Below are 300 nucleotides of genomic sequence, written 5' to 3'. Positions count from 1 at the left end.
TTGTCCGTCGTTATCCCCATCGGTATCACAAGCCTCCATATCCGGCATCGCCTGGGCTATGATTGGTTTTGGATTTACCTTGATGATAAAGCTGCCTACAGCGCTCTTACAACCCGTTTGGTTGTTGGTCACCTGTACGTATATGGTTTGTTGGTTCACCGTTGTGTTGGTAAACGATGTCGGGTTGCTGATGAGTTGGGTCAGCGCCGCATCCTGGTAGAATTTCACCGTGTAGGTCGATACCGGTGTTGTGGCATTACCCGCCAATAAAGCTGCTGTTTGAGTCGTTAAATCAAAAGC

Annotated in this window: 1 protein-coding gene; it reads right to left on the bottom strand. The window is 48.7% G+C overall.

Annotated features, from left to right (window positions below; genetic code table 11):
• Positions 1–300: hypothetical protein (locus ACSVH6_RS13610; RefSeq protein WP_438079411.1), on the bottom strand; the 300-nt coding region annotated here is incomplete at both ends.

Origin of the sequence: Flavobacterium sp. XGLA_31 (genome assembly GCF_051547105.1) — a bacterium.
Lineage (GTDB): Bacteria > Bacteroidota > Bacteroidia > Flavobacteriales > Flavobacteriaceae > Flavobacterium.
This window is presented reverse-complemented; position numbering and strand designations above follow the sequence as displayed.